The sequence below is a fragment of the Mycolicibacterium sp. CBM1 genome (genome assembly GCF_054073305.1).
The window spans coordinates 144688-162895 of sequence record NZ_JBSXPP010000012.1 but is presented as its reverse complement, the minus strand read 5'-3'; the positions used below and the strand labels follow the sequence as shown (position 1 = coordinate 162895).

Sequence of the window (18208 nt, the reverse complement as noted above, 5' to 3'; positions counted from 1 at the left end):
CCTTGACAACCACGGCTGATCCCCGCGTCCCGGTCACCGTCATCACCGGCTTCCTCGGTTCCGGCAAGACGACCCTGGTCAACCGGATCCTGCGGGAACAACACGGGAAGCGGATCGCGGTCATCGAGAACGAATTCGGTGAGGTAGGCATCGACGACGCCCTCGTGCTGGACGCTGAGGAAGAGATATTCGAGATGAACAACGGCTGCATCTGCTGCACCGTGCGCGGCGATCTCATCCGCATCCTGTCGGCTTTGATGCGTCGGCGCGATCGATTCGATCAAATCCTGATCGAGACAACCGGATTGGCCGACCCGGCGCCGGTAGCGCAGACATTCTTCGTCGACGACGAGATCCGCGACCAGTTGCGCCTGGATGCGATCGTGACGATGGTCGACGCCGCTCACGTGCTCGGCCACCTCGACGAGGTCAAGCCCCAGGGTGTGGAGAACGAGGCCGTGGAGCAGGTGGCCTTCGCCGATCGGATGATCCTCAACAAGGTCGACCTCGTTGAACCCGATCATCTCGCCGTCATCGAAGAACGGCTTCGTGCCATCAACCACGCGGCCGAGATCGTGCGGGCGCAGGACGCCGATGTCGACCTCGACCGGGTGCTCGATGTCGGCGCATTCGACCTCCAGCGAGTGCTGACCGACGATCCCGGGTTTCTGGAACAGACCGATCATCAACACGACCAGACGGTCACCTCGGTCGGTATCCAGATCGACGGCGACGTGGATGTGGAACGACTCAATGCCTGGTTGGGAGAACTGTTGGCCAGCAAGGGAGTCGATATCTTTCGCAGCAAGGGGATCCTCGCGCTTGCCGGGCAGGACCGCCAGTATGTGTTCCAGGGGGTGCACATGCTCTTCGACGGCAACACCGGGCGCTCCTGGGGCGGCGGGGAACAACGGGTCAACAAGCTGGTGTTCATCGGTCGCAACCTGGACCGCAGCGAACTGGAATCCGGATTCCGGTCGTGCCTGGCGGCGCTGACGTGACACCGTCGGTCCTGTCTGGGCACAGTTGGCGCATCGGGGTCGACGATGGCGTAGTCGCTCTGTCGCCTTCCACCGACGGCCGCATCGCGGTGGCGGGTGCCGAAGGCTCGCTGACGCTGGTGTCGGTGGACGGCCTGATCGAGGATCGCCGGTCTGTGTCCCCGGGCTGCCTTGCGATCGCCTGGTCACCCGCGGGCCATCGGCTCGCCGTTGGCTCGGTGAACGGGGTGGATGTGCTGGACCGCGCCGGAGCCGTGGTCGCCAGCCGACGAGGCGGATGGTGCTCCTCGGTGGCCTGGAGCGCGGACGGTTCGCGGTTGGCGGCGGCTGTCGGAAGAGCGGTGACCGTTCTGGATTCGGACGGCGGGGAGGTCTTCAGCTGCTCACGGGAGAGCACCGTGACCGCGGTCGCATGGGTGAATCACCGCGTCGCCTCGGCCGCATACGGGGGCGTGCACGTACAACATGCGACGCGCAGCGCGGCACCAGACGTGCTGCCCTTCGTCGGATCGCTGCTGGCGCTAGCGGTCAGTCCCGACCGGCGGTGGGCCGCAAGCGGCAATCAGGATGCGACGCTGCATGTCTGGCGCATGGGCCGCGATGATGAGCAGCTGTCGATGTCCGGCTATGCCCGAAAGGTCACCGCATTGAGCTTCTCGCCCGACTCCAAGATGCTCGCCTCGGGCGGTGGCGCCGACGCCACGGTGTGGGACTTCACCGGCCGGGGTCCGCGGGGCAGCACGCCGAGGATCCTGCGGGGCGGCGACGGTGTCGTGACGGCCATCGGTTGGGCGGCCGACGCTGCGCTGGTCGCGGCGTCGAGCTCAGCCGGAGACGTGGCAGTGTGGAATGCGCGAGCCGCTGTCCCCGGCCGTCCCGCCGCGCCGCTGGATGCGGTTGACAGGCCAGCACCGGCTACCGCCCTGTGCTGGGATCCCCTCGGCCGGCTGGTCGCCGGTTGGTCGGACGGCGTTGTGCTGGCGCACGTGGTGGGTGGCGGATAAGTGCACGATTCCGGCAAGCGGATCATCGAGGCGACCGGGCTGGCCGTCTCCTATGGTCAACGGCAGGCGTTGCGGCCCACTGATTTCTCCCTGGGGCCGGGCGAATCGGTAGCGGTCGTGGGCCGCAACGGAAGTGGCAAGTCTTCGCTGCTGCGGGCGCTGTGTGGAATCGAACCAGCGGCCCGCGGCGAGGTGCTTCTCCATGCCGAGAGCTGTCATCACCGACGGACGACAGTGCAGATCGCCTACGTGCCGCAGCGGTCGGCGGCGAGGTGGGATCTGCCTTTCTCAGTCGCCGATGTGATCGTGGCGGGATGCGCCCGGCGGAGCTGGTGGGGGCGCCCGAACCGCGATGATCGCGATGCGGTCGAATCCGCTATGGCCGATGTCGGTCTGGTCGGGCTGTCCGGCCGGCCGGTGTCCGAACTGTCCGGGGGGCAGGCTCAGCGCGTTCTGCTCGCCCGTGCTCTGGTACAGAAGCCAGATGTCTTGCTGATGGACGAACCCCTGGCCGGGTTGGACCTGGAGACGATAGAGACGGTCCTGGGCCTCGTGGAGCGAATGAGTGCAGAGGGGACCGCCGTGTGCTGTGTTCTGCATGAGATCGATGTCGCCCGAGCGGTATTCGGCAGAATAGTCGCGCTCGTCGATGGATCGGTGGTCGCTGACGGTCCGGCTGCAGAGGTGCTGAGTAGCGAGGGCGTCGAACGGATCTTCCTTCGCCGGGCCGCGGCATGAGCTGGTTGGACTGGGTGATGGAGCCCTTTCACTACGGGTTCATGCAGCGTGCCGTCCTCGCCACCCTCGCGGTGTGCGTCGCCGCACCGATGTGCGGCGTGTGGGCGTTGTCGCGCCGGCTGGTCTACCTCACCGACGCGATGAGTCACGGCATGCTCGCCGGCGTGGCCGGCGCCGCGATCGTCGGAGGCAGTCTCTTGGTAGGCGGTTTGGTCGCTGCGGTGACAATGGCCTTGTTCATATCGCTGCTCGTGGTACGGGCCCGGGTGCCCGAGGACGGCGCGATCGGTGTGGTCGGGCAGGGGCTCTTCGCGGTCGGTGTGATCGGAGTGTCACTGCAGAAGGAGCCGCGGGCGCTGGCACATGTGCTGTTCGGCAATCCGCTCACCGTGACCGCCGCCGACGTCGTCGTGGATCTGGTTTTGGCAGTGCTCGTCGTCGTGGTGATCGCGGCCATGCGCCCGGTATTGCTGGCCACCACATTCGATTCGGTTCACGCACGCACCGTCGGGATGCGTGTCGGTCTCATCGACTCGGCCCTGCTCGTCGTGCTGGCGCTCACCGTCGTCACCGGTTTGGTGACCGTCGGTGTGCTGGTCGCGGTGACCCTGCTGGTCGCTCCGGCGGTGACCGCGCGGCTGATCGGTCATTCGTTGAGTGCGATGTTCGGGATCGCAGTTGGATGCGGGGTCATCTCCGGGATGATCGGTCTGCTCGTCAGTTATCACATTGGCTTGCCAGCCGGTCCGGCAGTGGCGCTGGCCGCCGTCGCTCAGGTGGGTATGGCCGCGGTATGGGCGCGGAGCGTTCGCCGTTCGCGCCGAACGGTAGTCAGGGACTGCAGCCACGCGTGATCACCTAAACCGGCTTCATGGGGTTTCGCCGGCGGCCGCTGCTCGAAGACATTGGGGACAGGTCCCGTATACGTCGAGGTAGTGGGTGACGTCGGAGAAGCCGTGTTGCTGGCTCAACCCGGCAGTCTGCTCTTCGATGGCAATCGGTATGAATCCAACAGCGCGGCCGCACTTTCGGCATACGAGGTAATGTCGATGCCCCGGCTCGGTTCGAAGTCGATATAGCGTTTCACCGTCTTCGGCGCGTTGGGTTTCCGCGATCCGGTCGTCGGCGAGCGTGCGAAGAATCCGGTACACACTCGTCAGGCCGATCCGGACCGGTCGGTGATAGCGGAGTTGCACGAACAGTTCTTGTGCACTGCGGAAATTGTCGCTGGTGCCCAGGACGTCCAGGACGGCCCGTTGCTTCGCGGTGCTGCGGCGTCGCTTCGGGATGGCGGACGCCGACCCGACCGGGCCCTCGGTCATGTTGCCGGGGCGGCCTGTGTCTCCGACGTCGCCGAGCCGAGTGGCATTCGCTTCATCGCAGGGTGTTCGAGCTCACTGGCCATCCGATCCCGTCGATGGTGCGCGATCCACACCACCATCCAGATCGCGCACGCGATCGTCACGATCAGGAAGCTGGGCGGCATGTTGAACATGGCAGACAAGCCCAACCCCAACCAAACCGAGACCAGGCTGATAACGGCTGACAAGGCCATCGCGGTGGCCGGTCGGGGCGTGAGCATGATGGCGGTGGCCGAAGGTGTTATGAGCAACGCGAAGAGCAACAACGTGCCGACGGCTTGCACCGCCATGGTCACCGACAGCGCGAGCAAGACGACGAAGACGATAGACAGTGCCCGCACCGGCACACCTTTGGCTTCGGCCACGGGTGCGTTGATAGAGCTGTAGAGCAGAGGGCGGTACATCACCGCGATGCCCAGCGCGAGAACGGCCAACAGCCCTGCAAAGGTGAGCAATTGGTCGGTGGAAATGGCGAGGAGGTTGCCGAACAAGACGTTGGTCATGGTGTTCGAACTCTTGGTGGCCATCGAATTGAAGAAGAGGCCGAGCCCGGTGGCGAAGGCCAATGTGGTTCCGGTGATGACGTCTCGGTCATTGGCGCGCTTGCCCAGTGCTCCGATGACGAGGGCGCCGCCGACGCAGAAAGTGCCGAGGCCTAGGACCGGTGGAAGGCCCAGCAGCACCGCGCCGGTGGCACCCGGTAGCCCGATGTGGGCCAGCGCGTGCGCGGCGAACGCGTTCTGGCGGACGACGATGAAATAGCCGATCAGTCCGGCTGCCAGGGCCACAACGGTTCCACCGAGGAGAGCATTACGCATGAACGGCGAACTCAGGATGGTCCACCAGTTCTGCTGGTAGCCCATTGCCACCAAAGTGGTTGTCACAGGACGCTCCTCATGTAGAGATCGCCCTGCGGTGTGTGCGCCACCTCGATGGGGGTGCCATAGAGGTGGGTGAGCAGTGCGTCGTCGACGACCTGGCCGATCGGGGCGAAGTGCGGGTGCCCGTCCAGGAGATAGATGGCGCTGTCCAGTATCGGCAGCAGGGGGTTGATGTCGTGGGCGACGACCAGGATCGTCATCGCCGTCTCGCGATGTAGCCGCTCGAGCAGCAGGACGATCTCGCGCTGGCTACGAAGGTCGAGCGAAGCCAACGGCTCATCGAGTATCAACATCTTGGGATGCGAGACAAGAGCTTCGGCGATCGCGATGCGCTGCCGTTGCCCGCCGGACAACATCGACAGTCGTCGGGTGGCGAAGCCGGTCGCCTCGACTGAGGCGAGGGTCTCGCCCACCCGGCGGCGCTGTTCGGCCGAGGCCCGACCCAACCGCCAGCTGCTGCCGGTCAGTCCGAGCAGTACCGCGTCGTCGGCGCGAATGGCTTCGCCGACGGTGGCGGCGTAGTGCTGGGGCACATAACCAATGTTGGTGTTGTCTTCGCCGGGCGGGCGGCCGAAGACGCTGACCTGCCCGGTGGCCGCCGGGACCAACCCCAGCACCATGTGCAGCAGGGTGGTCTTGCCCGCTCCGTTGGCGCCGATCACTGCGACGATTCCACCCGCAGGCACCTCGAAGGTGGCGTGCGACCAGATCAGCCGACCGCCACGCACCGCACTGGCGTCAGTGAACGTCAGTGCGGTGCGCTTGGTCGATGGGTCAGACAGCGACACCGAGTGCCTTGGCCAACGCCGTCAGTTGCTCGTCCTGCCACGTCACGAACGAGGTCACACCGGGCGGTACGGTCTCTGTGACATTCACCACGGGGACGCCGGCCTTTTCGGCGGCGCTGCGGATCTGCTCGGGTATCGATCCTTCGGTCTGGGTGTTGTAGATCAGCACGTCGATCTGGTGTCCGGCCAGCGCATTTCGGAATGCCTCGATATCGGCAGGGGAGGGATCGGACTCGTTGGCCGAGGCCTTCTGATAGCCCTCGGGCGTCTTGTTGACCAGCCCCATCGCCTCGGCCTGGTAGTCGAAGATCCCTTCGGTGGCGGCATAGGACTTACCTGTTGCGCTTGCCTTGATCTTCTCGATCAGCGAGTTGTACGGCTGCAAGGCAGTAGTGAACGCGGTTCGCTCGGTGGTGAAGTATTCGGCGGCTTGTGGGTCGATCTTGCTCAGCTCGGCCGTTACGGCGTCGGCCACGGCGGTCACCGCGGCCGGGCTGTACCACAGGTGCGGATTGGCTCCGTCTGCGGTCTTGGTGACCTCGGCGGCGCTGATCACCGGCGCCGCCGGCGCGGATGTCTTGGCCAGGTCAGAAGCCCAGTGGTCGTAGTCCGCCCCGTTGACCACGACCAGCTTGGCGCCGGCGAAGTCGGCGGCGTCCGACGGGGAGGGCTCGTAATCGTGCGGGTCGACCGACGAGCTGGCCAGTACCGTCTTGACGTTGGCGCAGGCTCCGCCAAGCTGGGAGACGATGTCGCCCCACTGATCCACGCTCACAACGACATCCACTGGGGCGGTCGGGCAGGCCGCAGTGCCGGCGGCGGTGGCGTTGGTGGCGGTCGGGCTCGAAGATCCCGTCGAGGTTGCCTGGTCGGCTGCCTTGTCCGACCCGCAGGCCGCGAGGGGCAGGGTGAGCGCCACGAGTGCGGCCACGGCGAAGCGTCGAGGTGGGAAGAGTGCGGTCATGTTGCAAACGATAATCGTTTTCATTTAATCGCGCTAGCCCGGGTTCGACGTTCCGTTCCCGTCGAGCTGAAACCGGATGAGTCGAGAGCTGTTGGCCACCACGGCGACCGACGAGGCGTTGTGCAGGATGGCTGCCATCACCGGGGACAGCGCACCGCCCGCACCGACGAGCAGACCCACGGCGTTGACCGCGATGGACATGCCGTAGTTCTGCCGGATCACGGTCACCGTGTGCGAACCCAGCGTTTGCAGATCCAGAATCCGCCCGAGGTCATCGCCGGCCAGCGCGACATCGGCCGTCTCCACCGCCACATCGGTCCCGGCCAACCCCATCGCGACACCGATATCGGCGGCGGCCAGGGCCGGTGCGTCGTTGACTCCGTCACCGACCATGGCGACGACGTGGCCCTCGTCGCGCAGGCGGCGGATCCAGGCGAGTTTGTCCTCCGGCAGCACTTCGGCCTGCCATTCGTCGATACCCACGATGTCGGCGACGGCACGTGCCGTCTCGGGATGGTCGCCGGTCAACATGATGACGCGTTGAACGCCCCTGGCGCGCAGTTGTCGGACCACCGCCGCCGCACCCGGACGGACCTCGTCACGCAGGCTGATCAGGCCGACCAGCTTGCCGTCCACGGCTAACAGCAGCGGTGTCTCCGCCTGCTGCTGCAACCGAGTCACCCACTCGGATGCCTTCTTGGTCACCCGCACCTTCTCGCGGCGCAGCAGCTCGCCGCTGCCCAGCAGGAGGGTGCGTCCGTCGGCCCGAGTGCGCATGCCGAGTCCGACGAGGACTTCGCACTCCTCGTGCGGCGGAATCATGATGCGACGTTCCTCGGTGGACCGGATGACGGCTTGGGCCAATGGGTGTCGGGAGTGGATCTCGGAACTGGCGGCGTAGGCGAGGACCTGCTCGGGCTGCCAATCCTTGCTGAAAGCAATGACATTCGTGACAACCGGCCGGCCCGCGGTCAGCGTTCCGGTCTTGTCGAAGACGACCGCGGTGATGTTGCCGGCCTGCTCGAGATGCGAGCCACCCTTGATGAGGATGCCGCGCCGGGCTCCGTTGCCGATCGCAGCGCTGATCGCGGTGGGGGTGGCGAGTCCGACGGCGCACGGGCAGGCGACCAAGAGCATCGTCATCGCGCGGCGCACGTCGCGGGTGATGGCAAAGGTTAAGGCCGAGAGCAGGAACGATGCAGGCACGAATCGGCGGGAGAAATTCTCACCGATCGTCTGGATCGGCGCGCGGTCGCGCTGTGCCTCCTCGACGCGGGTGATGATGCGTCCGATCGTGGTCTGATTCCCGACAGCCGTGGCCATCACCGCGATACGGCCCTGGACGACGACGGAACCGGCGTGTACATGACCGCCGACGCTGACATTCACCGGAAGCGGCTCGCCGGTGATCGCGGACTGGTCCACGATTGCCTCGCCCTCCACGATGTCGCCGTCGACGGAGAGGGCGACCTGCTCGTGGACCACGACGATGTCACCGGTCTTGACGGTATCGGTGGGCACTTGGACCTCGGTGCCGTCGGCCAAGCGAATCCAGGCGCGGTCCTCGCCACCGGCGAGCAGATCAGAGATCGCCCGCCGGGTCCGTCGCAACGTCAGGTCCTGGAGGAACTCACCGATGTTGAGCAGCCACAGCACCGTCAGGGCGACGACGTTCTCCCGCAGTACCAGGCTGGCGAGCGTCGCCGCCGATACCAGTAGATCCGTTCCTGCAGAACGTCTTCCGCGCAAAGATGCCAGCGCGCCACGCAGGAACGGATACCCGGTCACCAGCGTCACGGCCGAGGCGATCAGCCTGCTGGTGGGGCCCAGCAACGGCGGCCGACGCAACAGGTAACGGCGGACGGCAAGCGCGAGCAGGGCCAGGCCGCCGATCGTCATGCGCACCACGTCGGCGTTAGCGACCTCGGCGGATCGGGGAACCGCGGGGGCGCTGGGGTGGCTGGGCCGATCCAGGACGGCTCCGATGGTGTCGACCAGCGAACCGGTGTCGTATTGCGCCGGTGTGTACCAGACCACCACCGACCCCGTGCGGGGGTAGGCGTGGACGGCGCGCACGCCCGGCGTCGCAGCGAGTGCATCCTCAATGGCGACCGCACGTCGCGAATTACCCAGTAGATTGGCGACATTCATCCGGAGCCGGCCGGCCGCGTCGGACCGGACGGTCATCCCGTCGGGCACGTCAGTGCGCGTGGTCGTGAGCGGATTCGCCGGCCACCGGCGCGGGCGCTTCCTCGCCGATCTGCTCACGCGCTTCGGCCACCACGTCGCCGAAGGCCAGCCGGGCACGTTCGGCATTGGCTTCGGCGGCGCGCACTCCGCGCAGCCCGAGTGCGGTCGCGTTCACGGCCGTCTGGCGCAACGGAAGCTTCGCCGACACCTTGCGCAGCGCTTCGAACGCAGCTACCCCGACCACGCCGGTCGCCACCGTCGTTGCGGCCTTGGTGACCACTGGATGCCACATCATCATCTACCTAACTATGAGTTCATCACTATGAGTTGATCATTGCCGTCAGTCACGACACAGCCCGTTTGCGCATCGCGCTACGCTCCGCCGGTGTTGTCGCCCCCCAGACCCCGTGCTGCTCCCCGATTCCCAGCGCATAGGATAAGCACCGCCGACGAACTGTGCACGAAAAGCAGATTCGCTTGGCGTCGGCTTCGAGTGCGGCGCGCTGCGCGCCTTTCTCGGTGGCCGCGAGAAAGAACATTTCGATCGGCATGCCCCGGCATCGAGCCTGTAAGCGCCACTCCTGGTCTGGGTCGGCTTTGTTGACTCGTGCTCCTACGGTCAACGGCGCTCTCCGTAGCGCCGGCGGAACTTCTCCACCTGTCCCGCGACGTCCATGATCCGGCGTTCACCGGTCCAGAACGGATGCGAGTCGGACGTGACCTCCACCACTGCGAGTGGGTAGGTATGAATTCCGTTCGCTGTCTCGAGATCGATGGTTCTCGACGTCGTGATCGTGGAGCGAGTCAGGAAGGTCGTGCCGGTCGTGGCGTCTTGGAACACCACCGGGCGGTAGTCGGGGTGAATGCCAGCTTTCATCACTCGTCTCCGTAACTGCTCTTAGGGGTGGACAATTCGGCGGGTATGGGGGAGCCGTCGCAGGGATCTTCATGCCAGTCCCCGAAGGGGTCGCCGAACCGGGTCCAGGTTTCGGGGTGGGCCAGCTCGTCATCGGTCACCAGCGCCGCGTTCAGTGCCGCGATGATCTCGTCGGATTCGGCGCCGCAGATCAGCGCGGCCATCGACGTCCGCCGGTCGCCGTAACGCTCATCCCAGATCAGGCCCGCGAGCGCGCGGCGTTCCGATTCCACATAGGCGAGTTCTGAATCCGACATGGCGGCAAGCCATTTCCCGCCTGAACTGACCCGAAGTCCACCCCCCGCGGACTCCAGATACATCGACTGCTCGGGTTGGCTGGCCAGCCAGATACGGCCCCGGGTACGCACCACTCCGCTCAGCAGGACGTCCACCGCATCGTGCAACCGGTGCGGATGGAACGGTCGGTCGGCCTCGAACTCGACGAGGGCAACATCACCGTCGGCGTCCAACGGGGGCTGGCCCGCCAGCAGCGGACCCCACGGATCGTCGCTGGCTCCGCGCCGGGCGCTGCTGTCGAGGTTCGCCAACGCTTCCTCGACGTGTTCCTCGGAGCGGATGATCCACGCGCGCGGGGCCAACCGCCGCAACACCGCCAGCGTCCGCTGGTCCAATTGCTGTGCCACCACTACATCGGCGAACTCGGTCTGCCCCACAACAACCTGAGAGACGGTGCGCCCGTCGTCCAACTCGTCGTCGCCTACCGCGGCAGCCAGCCAGTCGGGGGAGTCGAGGCAGCTGATGACGGCGGCGATCTCGACGTCGCGGGCGGCCGGACCATCGGCGTAACCCGGCCCCATGCGAACCCGAACATGGTTGATGGCCCAGCAGATCGGTTCGGGCTCCAGCCACGGCTCCAGGTGTACGAGGATCCGATCGACGTCGTCGCGACGGTGCAGCCGGCGCAACAGGGTGAGGAGATCGTTGCGCACAGTGCAGGACACGCAGCCGTGCTGCAGCTCCAATGCCGAATCCGACGTGGTGAGGAATCCGTTCTGGACGTTGGTCACCAGGCGATGTACCACGTGACCGTCGAATCGGTGTCGTACGACGAGTGTTCTCTCGTGCCGCAGCAGGACCCTGGCCACAGCATCGGTGTCGCCTTGTCCCGCCACGAGCAGTACCGGGGTCCGCACCGCACCTCCTGTATTGAAAACGATTTCCATTAGTGCGACTCCCACGGTACAGTGCGAGATGTCGCTTGTCGACAATCATTGTCATTAACTCGCGCGGGAGGTTCCGTGTCCGCACACTGCCAAGTCACCGGGCGTGCACCGGGTTTCGGTAACTCGGTGTCACATTCGCATCGGCGCACCAGGCGACGTTGGTCGCCCAACATCCAGCTCAAGACCTACTACCTGCCCTCCGAGGACCGACGGATCCGACTCCGGGTCAGTACCAAGGGCATCAAGGTCATCGATCGAGACGGGATCGAAGCCGTGGTCGCCCGGCTTCGCCGGGAAGGACAGAAAATCTGATGGCACGCAACGAAATCCGTCCCATCGTCAAGCTCCGGTCGACCGCCGGCACCGGATACACCTATGTCACCAAGAAGAATCGGCGCAACGACCCCGACCGGTTGGTCCTGCGCAAGTTCGACCCGGTGATCCGGCGCCACGTCGAGTTCCGTGAGGAGCGCTGAAGTGGCCAAACGATCCAAGATCGCCAAGAACGAGCAGCGCATCGCGACCGTCGCCAGGTACGCCGAGCGTCGCGCTGAGCTCAAGCGCATCATCTCCTCGCCGCACACGTCAGCTGACCAAAAGGTGAGTGCTCAGCAGGAGTTGGCCCGTCAGCCGCGCGACGCGAGTCCGGTACGGGTACGCAACCGCGACGCCATCGACGGACGACCGCGTGGACATCTGCGGAAGTTCGGCCTGTCCCGGGTGCGGGTGCGTGAGTTGGCCCACCAGGGGCAGCTGCCGGGAGTGCGGAAGGCGAGCTGGTGAAGGCGAATCGATCCCGGCGGCGTCCGGCTCCGGTCGTGGAGGGCAGACCCCGGCGCAACCAGCTGACGAGCATGGGCCTGACGGCGGTCGACTACAAGGACACCGCCTCCTTGCGGGTGTTCATCTCCGAGCGGGGAAAGATCCGCTCCCGCAGAGTCACTGGCCTGACCGTCGGCCAGCAACGCCAGGTGGCGATGGCGATCAAGAACGCCAGGGAGATGGCACTTCTGCCGTACCCGACAGCGAAGTCGGGATGAGCAGGCACACGTCACGGGCCTTCACCGTCGTGCTCTGCGACGGGTGTGCGGGCGGCGTGGATCATTCCTGGGTCGACGCCCTGCGGGCGGTGGTGCGCGCCTGTCCGCACGGCATGTTGGTCACCACGACGTGCCTGCTCGGGTCGGGGTTCTGCGCGACGCGGCCAGGCGGCGGTGTGATCGCGATGCTGCAACCGTGTACAGCGGATCGCCGCCCGGCGGGGCCCGCCCGCTGGGTCGGGCCGATCGTCGATGCCGCCGACCTCACTGAACTGTGCGACTGGATCATGCATGGACGGTGGGATCTCGCCGCGCTACCCGCACCGCTGCGGCACCCGCTACGACAGCTGGCGCACGTCAGCCGGCAGAACTGACGCCGAACCGTCTCAGCGTTCGGCGCGCCGGTAGGCCGTCACCACGGCTGCGCCGCCGAGCCCGATGTTGTGCTGGAGCGCGGCGGTGACGTTGTCCACTTGGCGCTTGTCGGCGGTGCCGCGCAGCTGCCAGGTCAGCTCGGAACACTGGGCCAGGCCTGTCGCGCCGAGCGGATGGCCCTTGGAGATCAGCCCACCGGAGGGGTTGACCACCCAGCGGCCGCCGTAGGTGGTGTCACCCGAGTCGATCAGCTTCGGGGCCTCGCCTTCGCCGCACAGACCCAGTGCCTCGTAGAGCAGCAGCTCGTTGGCCGAGAAGCAGTCGTGCAACTCGATCACCTGGAAGTCCTGCGGGCCCAGCCCGCTCTGGTCGTAAACCTTCTGGGCCGCTTGAACGTTCATGTCGTAGCCGATGATGTTCTTCGCCGAGCCGTCGAATGTCGAGGCGAAGTCGGTGGTCATCGCCTGGCCGACGATCTCCACCGCCTGGCCGGCCAGATCGTGGGAGTCGACGAAGCGTTCTGAGGCCAGCACCACCGCGCCGGAGCCGTCGGAGGTCGGCGAACACTGCAGCTTGGTCAGCGGATCGGAGATCATCTTCGCCGCCAGAATGTCCTCCAGGGAGTACTCGTCCTGGAACTGGGCGTACGGGTTGTTCACCGAATGCTTGTGGTTTTTGTAACCGATCTTCGCGAAATGTTCAGCGGTGGCCCCGTATTCGCGCATGTACTCGCGCCCAGCGGCGCCGAACATCCACGGCGCAACCGGAAAGGCGAACTCGTCGATCTCGGCCAGCGCCTTGACGTGGCGACCCAGCGGTGTCTCCCGGTCCGTGGCACCTCCGCCGAGGGAGCCGGGTTGCATCTTCTCGAACCCCAGCGCCAGCACGCAGTCGGCGAGCCCACCGCGGATGGTTTGTGCCCCCAGAAACAGTGCGGTCGATCCCGTCGAGCAGTTGTTGTTGACGTTGACGATGGGGATGCCCGTCATGCCCAGTTCGTACAGCGCGCGCTGGCCGGAGGTGGAGTCTCCCGAGCAGTAGCCCACGAACCCCTGCTCGATGCTGCTGTACTCGACGCCGGCGTCGGCCAGCGCCTTGGTGCCCGACTCGCGGGCCATGTCCGGGTAGTCCCAGCCTTCGCGGCTACCGGGCTTCTCGAACTTCGTCATCCCCACGCCGACGACATAGACCTTGTTCGGCATCGCTGGCCCTTCCACTTGGCACTGTTCGGCAACTCGCGACGAGCAGACGAAGAATCGCATATCGGAGGGCGGAAAAGTGCGAGTTTGCGTCTGCTCGCGGGCTCGTCGTGTACATGTAGTTGTAACACGTTCTAGTTTTGTGGGGAGGTGTCCAGTGGCGTTGCGAGTGGTGCAGTGGGCCACCGGCTCCGTCGGGGTCGCGGCCGTCAAGGGGGTGCTGGACCATCCCGACCTCGAACTGGTCGGCTGCTGGGTGCATTCGGCGGACAAGGCGGGCAAGGATGTGGGGGACATCATCGGGACTGGCCCGTTGGGCATTACCGCCACAGACAGCATCGACGACATCCTGGCGCTGGACGCCGACGCGGTGATCTATGCGCCGCTGCTGCCCAACCTCGACGAGGTGACGGCGTTGCTGCGATCGGGGAAGAACGTCGTCAGCCCGGTGGGCTGGTTCTACCCGAGTGAGTCCGAGGCCGCACCGCTCGATGCGGCGGCCCGCGAGGGCGGGGTGACGTTGCACGGCGCCGGGATCGGACCCGGTGCGGCCACCGAACTGTTTCCGCTGCTGCTGTCGGTGATGTCAACCGGTGTGACCCATGTGCGAGCCGAGGAGTTCTCCGATCTACGCACCTACGGGGCCCCCGACGTGCTGCGGTACGTGATGGGTTTCGGCGGTACGCCCGAGAGCGCGTTGACCGGTCCGATGCAGAAGCTGCTCAACGGCGGGTTCTTCCAGTCGGTGCGGTTGATCGTCGACCGGCTTGGATTCGCCGCCGAGCCCAACATCCGGACCTCGCAGGAGGTGGCGGTCGCCACGGCCCCCATCGACTCCCCGATGGGGGTGATCCAACCCGGACAGGTCGCCGGCCGGCGGTTCCACTGGGATGCGGTCGTCACCGACACCATCGTCGTGCGGATCACGGTGAACTGGTTGATGGGTGAGGAGAACCTGGATCCGGCATGGTCGTTCGGGCCCGCCGGGGAGCGCTACGAGATGGAGGTCCGGGGCAATCCGAATACGTTCGTCACGGTCAAGGGCTGGCAGCCCGAAACCATCGAGGAAGGGTTGATCAGCAACCCTGGTGTGGTGGCCACCGCAGCGCACTGCGTCAATGCCATCCCGGCGACGTGCGCGGCCGCGCCCGGCATCGCGAGCTTCTTCGACCTCCCTCTGATCACCGGACGTGCCGCTCCGCAGCTGAGTCGGTGACGAGCAGCGGGGTGGATAGCGCGCCCGATGGTCGTCGAGCAGTATTCCCTTGACGCTGCCGCTGCCCACCGCGACGAGTCAGACCTCAGGGCGAGTATCACCTTCGCAACCTCGCACTCAGGTCTGACTCGATGTGGCGCTCAGTGCGGCTCGAGCACCGCCTGCGGCCCGCGCAACATCAGCTGGCGTCCGATGATGATGCGCTGGATCTCGCTGGCGCCCTCCCAGATCCGCTCGACACGAAGCTCACGGAACATCCGCTCGGCGACGTTCTCGCGCATGTAGCCCCGGCCGCCGAAGATCTGGACGGCGCGGTCGGCGACTCGTCCCGCCATCTCCGAGCAGTACAACTTGGCCATCGACGCTTGGCCGTGCAGGGCCTTGCGGTCCAGGCCGGCGTCGATGCCGCGCGCGACCTCGTAGAGCAGGCTGCGGGCGGCGAACAGCTCGGTGGCGCTGTCGGCGAGCATGCCCGCGACCAGCTGATGCTCGCCGAGCGGTTTGCCGTCGACGACGCGGTCTTTCGCGAACGCGGTGACTTCGTCGACCAGGCGCTGGGCCGCGCCGACGCAGCGGGAGGCCACCATGATTCGCTCGAATCGGAACCAGTCCTGGGTGAACGTCATGCCCTGGCCCTCGGCACCGACGAGGTGGCTGGCCGGAACCCGGACGTCGGTGAACGACACGATCGGGTGCTCGTCGGGGATGTTGTGCGAATAGTGTGGCGTGCGAACCACTTCCACGCCGGGCCAGGGCAGGTCGACCACCAGCAGGACGTGGTCGCCCCGGTGCGGGCCGTCGGTGAGTACTGCCTGCACGAAGCAGTATTCGGCCAGGTTGAACGATGTCACATGCCACTTGATCCCGTTGATCACGTACTCGTCGCCCTCGCGGCGGGCGGTGGTCTCCAGTGCCGAGACGTCGGATCCGGCGAACTCCTCGGTGATCGCATACGCCTCGTGCTTCTCGCCGCGCACCGCGGGCAGCAGCCACCGCTGCTTCTGGTAGTCGGTGGCCACCTCGGCCCACCACTGTGGTGGCGTGTGCATCACCCAGGCGATCGCGTTGGTGACTCGGCCGACCTGTTCCTGCACCAGCACCTGTTGCAGCGCAGTGAATCCCGGTCCACCCACCGAGGTGGGCATGTTGGTGGCGTAGAGCCCCAGCTCGATTGCCCGGGCGTGGTGGGCGACGGTCAACTCCTGCGGCAAACGTCCGCCGGCGGTCTCGGCCTCCACCTCGTAGGGGATCAGGGTCTCGACGAATTCGCGGGCGGTGTCCCGGATCCGTAGGTCTTGGGCTGTCAACCCGTACATACGCGGTGTTCTCCGCTCTTGGAGGCTATTGACTGAGCGTTCAGTCTATGTCACGGTCTTGAGCTATGACCAGCAGTCGCAGTGCGGACGTCGTGGTGGTCGGCGGCGGTACCGTCGGGGCGTGGACGGCGGTCCAGCTCGCCGAACGCGGAGCCGGCCACGTCGTGCTGCTCGAGGCCCGGACGCTGGGGGAGGGCGCCAGCAGCCGCGCGGCCGGGATGGTGCGCGCACAGGGTGGCACCGAAACCGCCATCCGGCTCGGTCTGCGCAGTCAACAGTTCTACGCCACCAGTGGCGACCGCTATCCGCTGGACTGCGGATTCGTCGCCCAGGGTTACCTCATGCCGTGCTTCACCGACGCCGAGGTGGCCGCCGCCCACGAACGCATCGCCCTTCAGCGCCGGCTCGGGCTGGACGTCGAATGGCTGTCCGCCAGTGATATCGATGGCCGCTGCACAGGTTTGGCACCGGGGGTGACCGCTGGCGGTTCGTATGCGCCCGGTGACGGATACATCGACGCACCGCGCAACGTGCTTGCCTACGCCGCGGCACTGACCGCCCACCACGTCGACGTCCGCGAGCGGTGTGCGTTCACCGGACTGCGGGTGGCCAACGGCCGCGTTGTCGGCGTCGAGACCACCGCCGGCGAGATCGACACCGAGCGCGTCGTGCTCACCGGTGGTCCGTTGCTCGGTGAGGTCGGCGAACGGGCGGGCGGCCGAGTCCCGGCTGGCGGCACCCGTCACCAGGTGGTGGTCACCGAGCCCCTGCATGACGCCGACATCCACGCATTGCCGATGGTCTTCGATGTCAGTGAGGGAATCTACTGGCGGCCGGGTGAATTCGGCGGCGTGCTGTGGGGGATGAGCAACCCGCTCGAGCGGCCTGGTCCGGCGACCGAATTCGACTGGGGCTACTACGAGAAGGCCCGAGCCCGCATCGAGTCGCTGTTCCCGCCGGTGCGCGGCCTGGGTCTGCGGCGCACCTGGGCTGCGACCATCGATTACACCAACGACCATCTGCCGATCCTGGGACCGCTGTTGAACGACACCGGTTCGATCGCCGGGACGGTGGTGGCCAGCCCGGCAGGCCACGGCATGATGTGGGGGCCGGCAGTGGCGCAGGCGGCCGCGGACCTGACGCTGACCGGTGACTGCGACTGGCTCGACCTCACCGATCTGGGACTCGACCGATTCGACGCCGACGGCAACAGCCGACTGGCTCCCGAACCGATTTCTCTGCCGTTCCCCGAACATGCTTGACAACGAGAGGGTTTCACCATGACTGCCGCAGTGCTCACCACCGTCCTGGCCAGTGCCGCCGATGCCGAACTCGAGGACTGGGGCCCGCTCGACGAGGCCACCGATCACCCGATGGCCACGCACGGTCTCGAGGTCTGGGTCGACGGTGAGAAGTCGGCGGGTATCTGGCAGTGCGCCCCGGGTCCCTCGCACTGGACCCTGGAGACCAACGAAGTCATCTACGTCGTCTCCGGCCGCATGACCGTCACCCCCGATGGCGGCCAACCCAGCGAGGTCGGCGCCGGTGACCTGGCGGTCTTCCCGCTCGGCTGGACGGGTACCTGGGAGATCCACGAAATCCTGCGCAAGGCCTACGCGATCTTCTAGTGATCGCGCCTGCGCTCAGTCGGCGCCCGTCGCCGTCGCGAGGGGGCGTCGACACTGGCCGCCAGTCGGGCTAGCGAGCGCCCATCAGCTGCTCGACAGCCAGTCGCTGTAGTCGCACGAACCCAAAACCCATTGCGCCAAACTAGGATTCGGCATCGAATTCCTCGTAGGCGATACGGTCTGCCAGCAAGTCCTGATGGGTCTCGCCGGGTCCGAGTGTGGAGCGACGCAGCTGGTGGACCCGGGCAGCGGCCATCGCCTCGGCGACCTCGGGGTCGGCCCGCAACGCCGCGGCGCGTTGTTTGAGGAGTAGGTACATTCGCATGTTCGCCGCCGCGGTGGTCCACACCCGTCGATGTCCTCGGTGCGACTGGGCTTGTAGGCGAAGTGCCGTGGGCCGGTGTAGC

At 66.3% G+C, this 18208-nt stretch carries 24 protein-coding genes; 12 read left to right on the top strand and 12 right to left on the bottom strand.

The features are described from left to right. Positions 1-2: 2 nt before the first annotated feature. Genes ACXDF8_RS17360 through ACXDF8_RS17345 form a run of 4 tightly spaced genes read left to right on the top strand, consistent with a single transcriptional unit; the run spans position 3 to position 3597 of the window. Positions 3-1001, top strand: a complete 999-nt coding sequence (locus tag ACXDF8_RS17360; RefSeq protein WP_457224514.1) for a CobW family GTP-binding protein — start codon at positions 3-5, stop codon at positions 999-1001. Next, complete coding sequence (locus ACXDF8_RS17355; protein WP_457224513.1) at positions 998-2005, top strand: WD40 repeat domain-containing protein; 1008 nt, start codon at positions 998-1000, stop codon at positions 2003-2005. Before ACXDF8_RS17360 ends, ACXDF8_RS17355 begins: the two co-directional genes overlap by 4 nt. Then, entirely contained in the window at positions 2006-2743 is a 738-nt protein-coding gene (locus tag ACXDF8_RS17350) for a metal ABC transporter ATP-binding protein (RefSeq protein WP_457224512.1), read from the top strand. After that, positions 2740-3597 (top strand): metal ABC transporter permease, encoded by an 858-nt coding sequence (locus ACXDF8_RS17345; protein ID WP_457224511.1) that lies wholly within the window; start codon positions 2740-2742, stop codon positions 3595-3597. The genes ACXDF8_RS17350 and ACXDF8_RS17345 overlap by 4 nt, the downstream gene beginning before the upstream one ends. Positions 3598-3612: 15 nt before the next feature. Here ACXDF8_RS17345 and ACXDF8_RS17340 read toward each other — a convergent pair whose 3' ends face one another. From ACXDF8_RS17340 to mrf, 9 genes are all read right to left on the bottom strand, one after another. Next, on the bottom strand, positions 3613-4065 hold the full coding sequence (locus ACXDF8_RS17340) for a Fur family transcriptional regulator (protein WP_457224510.1): 453 nt from the start codon (positions 4063-4065) through the stop codon (positions 3613-3615). Continuing rightward, a complete protein-coding gene (locus ACXDF8_RS17335; RefSeq protein WP_457224550.1) occupies positions 4062-4922 on the bottom strand; it encodes a metal ABC transporter permease in 861 nt (286 codons plus the stop codon). The genes ACXDF8_RS17340 and ACXDF8_RS17335 overlap by 4 nt, the downstream gene beginning before the upstream one ends. 62 nt (positions 4923-4984) lie before the next feature. After that, complete coding sequence (locus ACXDF8_RS17330) at positions 4985-5773, bottom strand: metal ABC transporter ATP-binding protein (protein ID WP_457224509.1); 789 nt, start codon at positions 5771-5773, stop codon at positions 4985-4987. Next, positions 5760-6737: a metal ABC transporter solute-binding protein, Zn/Mn family gene (locus tag ACXDF8_RS17325; protein ID WP_457224508.1), complete on the bottom strand. Its 978-nt coding sequence runs from the start codon at positions 6735-6737 to the stop codon at positions 5760-5762. The genes ACXDF8_RS17330 and ACXDF8_RS17325 overlap by 14 nt, the downstream gene beginning before the upstream one ends. 33 nt (positions 6738-6770) lie before the next feature. Then, positions 6771-8924 (bottom strand): heavy metal translocating P-type ATPase, encoded by a 2154-nt coding sequence (locus ACXDF8_RS17320; RefSeq protein WP_457224507.1) that lies wholly within the window; start codon positions 8922-8924, stop codon positions 6771-6773. Positions 8925-8937: 13 nt separating this feature from the next. Beyond that, positions 8938-9222, bottom strand: coding sequence for a DUF1490 family protein (locus tag ACXDF8_RS17315; protein ID WP_457224549.1), 285 nt, complete (start codon positions 9220-9222; stop codon positions 8938-8940). Positions 9223-9271: 49 nt separating this feature from the next. Next, positions 9272-9550, bottom strand: coding sequence for a WhiB family transcriptional regulator (locus tag ACXDF8_RS17310; RefSeq protein WP_457224506.1), 279 nt, complete (start codon positions 9548-9550; stop codon positions 9272-9274). Next, positions 9547-9804 carry a type B 50S ribosomal protein L31 gene (locus ACXDF8_RS17305; RefSeq protein WP_457224505.1) on the bottom strand — a complete coding sequence of 86 codons (258 nt, stop codon included), beginning with the start codon at positions 9802-9804 and terminating at the stop codon, positions 9547-9549. Before ACXDF8_RS17305 ends, ACXDF8_RS17310 begins: the two co-directional genes overlap by 4 nt. Then, positions 9804-10997, bottom strand: coding sequence for a ribosome hibernation factor-recruiting GTPase MRF (mrf, locus tag ACXDF8_RS17300; protein ID WP_457224504.1), 1194 nt, complete (start codon positions 10995-10997; stop codon positions 9804-9806). Before mrf ends, ACXDF8_RS17305 begins: the two co-directional genes overlap by 1 nt. A gap of 105 nt (positions 10998-11102) precedes the next feature. On the opposite strand from mrf, the gene rpmB reads away from it, so the two are divergent. Genes rpmB through ACXDF8_RS17275 form a run of 5 tightly spaced genes read left to right on the top strand, consistent with a single transcriptional unit; the run spans position 11103 to position 12441 of the window. After that, positions 11103-11339 (top strand): 50S ribosomal protein L28, encoded by a 237-nt coding sequence (rpmB, locus tag ACXDF8_RS17295; RefSeq protein ID WP_457224503.1) that lies wholly within the window; start codon positions 11103-11105, stop codon positions 11337-11339. Next, entirely contained in the window at positions 11339-11503 is a 165-nt protein-coding gene (rpmG, locus tag ACXDF8_RS17290) for a 50S ribosomal protein L33 (protein WP_457224502.1), read from the top strand. The genes rpmB and rpmG overlap by 1 nt, the downstream gene beginning before the upstream one ends. Before the next feature lies 1 nt (position 11504). Beyond that, positions 11505-11810 (top strand): 30S ribosomal protein S14, encoded by a 306-nt coding sequence (gene rpsN / locus ACXDF8_RS17285; RefSeq protein ID WP_457224501.1) that lies wholly within the window; start codon positions 11505-11507, stop codon positions 11808-11810. After that, positions 11804-12067 (top strand): 30S ribosomal protein S18, encoded by a 264-nt coding sequence (rpsR, locus tag ACXDF8_RS17280; protein ID WP_457224548.1) that lies wholly within the window; start codon positions 11804-11806, stop codon positions 12065-12067. The genes rpsN and rpsR overlap by 7 nt, the downstream gene beginning before the upstream one ends. Next, positions 12064-12441, top strand: coding sequence for a hypothetical protein (locus ACXDF8_RS17275; RefSeq protein WP_457224500.1), 378 nt, complete (start codon positions 12064-12066; stop codon positions 12439-12441). Before rpsR ends, ACXDF8_RS17275 begins: the two co-directional genes overlap by 4 nt. A 12-nt stretch (positions 12442-12453) precedes the next feature. Here ACXDF8_RS17275 and ACXDF8_RS17270 read toward each other — a convergent pair whose 3' ends face one another. Further along, positions 12454-13644, bottom strand: a complete 1191-nt coding sequence (locus ACXDF8_RS17270; protein WP_457224499.1) for a lipid-transfer protein — start codon at positions 13642-13644, stop codon at positions 12454-12456. Positions 13645-13798: 154 nt separating this feature from the next. Here ACXDF8_RS17270 and ACXDF8_RS17265 point away from each other — a divergent pair, with 154 nt between their 5' ends. Then, complete coding sequence (locus ACXDF8_RS17265; RefSeq protein WP_457224498.1) at positions 13799-14857, top strand: NAD(P)H-dependent amine dehydrogenase family protein; 1059 nt, start codon at positions 13799-13801, stop codon at positions 14855-14857. Positions 14858-14997: 140 nt separating this feature from the next. Here ACXDF8_RS17265 and ACXDF8_RS17260 read toward each other — a convergent pair whose 3' ends face one another. Then, positions 14998-16173 carry an acyl-CoA dehydrogenase family protein gene (locus ACXDF8_RS17260; RefSeq protein WP_457224497.1) on the bottom strand — a complete coding sequence of 392 codons (1176 nt, stop codon included), beginning with the start codon at positions 16171-16173 and terminating at the stop codon, positions 14998-15000. A gap of 65 nt (positions 16174-16238) precedes the next feature. Between ACXDF8_RS17260 and ACXDF8_RS17255 the strand changes: the two genes are divergently transcribed. Both ACXDF8_RS17255 and ACXDF8_RS17250 read left to right on the top strand, forming a co-directional pair. Then, a complete protein-coding gene (locus tag ACXDF8_RS17255) occupies positions 16239-17435 on the top strand; it encodes an NAD(P)/FAD-dependent oxidoreductase (RefSeq protein ID WP_457224496.1) in 1197 nt (398 codons plus the stop codon). Between the two features lie 18 nt (positions 17436-17453). Next, complete coding sequence (locus ACXDF8_RS17250) at positions 17454-17801, top strand: cupin domain-containing protein (protein WP_457224495.1); 348 nt, start codon at positions 17454-17456, stop codon at positions 17799-17801. A gap of 142 nt (positions 17802-17943) precedes the next feature. Here the strand turns inward: ACXDF8_RS17250 and ACXDF8_RS17245 are convergent, their stop codons facing one another. Further along, a complete protein-coding gene (locus ACXDF8_RS17245) occupies positions 17944-18150 on the bottom strand; it encodes a hypothetical protein (RefSeq protein ID WP_457224494.1) in 207 nt (68 codons plus the stop codon). Positions 18151-18208 lie beyond the last annotated feature (58 nt).